Source organism: Paraburkholderia atlantica (assembly GCF_009362785.1).
GTDB lineage: Bacteria > Pseudomonadota > Gammaproteobacteria > Burkholderiales > Burkholderiaceae > Paraburkholderia > Paraburkholderia atlantica.
Window position 1 is genome coordinate 1 of sequence record NZ_WHNQ01000186.1, and the last position, 1322, is coordinate 1322.

Below are 1322 nucleotides of genomic sequence, written 5' to 3' on the forward strand. Positions count from 1 at the left end.
TCGGGAACGTGGCACCGAACCTGAGCAGCAGTTCCAGACTGTCGCGTTGCCGATTGATCACCCACAGCACAACCAACTGCCGTGCCAGCTCATCTAGCGTACCAGCAAGCGTCCCACCATAATGCGCGACGCCAGTCTGGCTCCTCGCTGCGGTGTTCACCACGACAGTCGCATCACGATGCCGGTCGCAGAAATTGATGAAGTCGATCCAGCCACTCACGTCATCGAGATCGCACGACCCACATTCGATCTCGCCGTGAACAGCCTTCATGACATCCGGATTGGACGTGTCCGTCTCGACCAGCACCACGTTGACATCAGTCCATCGCAGGTGATCAACCAGCGCCAGCGTCACAAAGCTCTTTCCGACGCCGCCCTTGCTGCCGCCGACCATGTAGATGGGGGGATTTTGCGTTGCCATGTCACACCTCTACAGATTTTCGGTATCCGGCCTGATCGGAAATCCGAGGAAGCCCTGTACCGGTTGCCCAGGACTGGTCACACTGCCATCCCCTTTCTGCTGCGTTCTTTCCCGCGAAGGCGCATCGAGTGTCGCATCCGCTTGCGACGGCTTCCTGCCTCGCACAGGTCTTGCCGCATGGTCTCGTACCGTATCCTTTCCGGTCCGTCGAACTCGCCCCTTTCCTTCCGCACGGCGCATCGCATATCTCAAGGAATTCGGCGTCACGTAGATACCTTCCTGTACAGCCTGTTCGATCAATTCACCGAGCGTGTAGCCCTTTTCTCGCGCCGCGCCGATCTGTTTCTGGATGGATTTGACGCCATCGCTTACCCTGAGCGGCTGATCACTCGTCGCCTTTTCCGGCAGCGCATCCAGTCTGCGTCCAAGCGCCTCCCATTGCCCCCGCGCGAAACTCCTGACAACCGGCATGACCTGCTCCGACGCACAACCTTGATCTCATCTTGAACACGCTCAAACTCGCCGTCAACACCCGCTGCTAGCGATTCCCGGCATAGGCGGAACACATCGGAGTACAGAGGAACTTGACGGAATCAGAAATATTTGCCTCTGTTGAATTTCCAGTGGGTGGTATCGTCCCGGTTTCTGCATAATCAAGACGAAGGCAGGTCATGCACAGCAAGCTGTTCGAAGCCGCATTGGGTGTAAGTGATCCGTGGTTCGTGAGCGGCGTCGATTTCGACGCGGCCACCAAGCTGCTGACGATCCAGATCGACTTCACTGCCGGAAGCCGCTTCGCGCATCCTGAGGTGGCCGGCGCGCATCCCGTGCATGACACTATCGTCAAGCGTTACCGGCACCTGAACTTTTTCCAGCATGACTGCTACCTCGAAGTGCGCAC

The 1322-nt window shown here is 57.9% G+C and carries 2 protein-coding genes and 1 pseudogene; 1 reads left to right on the top strand and 2 read right to left on the bottom strand.

From position 1 onward, the window contains the following. Together GCT19_RS42080 and GCT19_RS42085 are read right to left on the bottom strand one after the other, a co-directional pair. The coding region (locus GCT19_RS42080; protein ID WP_456299590.1) for a nucleotide-binding protein at positions 1-421 on the bottom strand (421 nt) is incomplete at its 3' end. A 9-nt stretch (positions 422-430) separates the two neighbouring features. Then, positions 431-892 carry a hypothetical protein gene (locus GCT19_RS42085; RefSeq protein ID WP_152855094.1) on the bottom strand — a complete coding sequence of 154 codons (462 nt, stop codon included), beginning with the start codon at positions 890-892 and terminating at the stop codon, positions 431-433. Between the two features lie 200 nt (positions 893-1092). On the opposite strand from GCT19_RS42085, the pseudogene GCT19_RS42090 reads away from it, so the two are divergent. Further along, positions 1093-1322 (top strand): annotated as a pseudogene (locus GCT19_RS42090) (ISL3 family transposase); the annotation flags it as partial.

Coding starts and splice junctions, on each gene's coding strand:
- GCT19_RS42085 (WP_152855094.1), bottom strand. CDS start 892: ATGCCGGTTGTCAGGAGTTTCGCGCGGGGGCAATGGGAGGCGCTTGGA.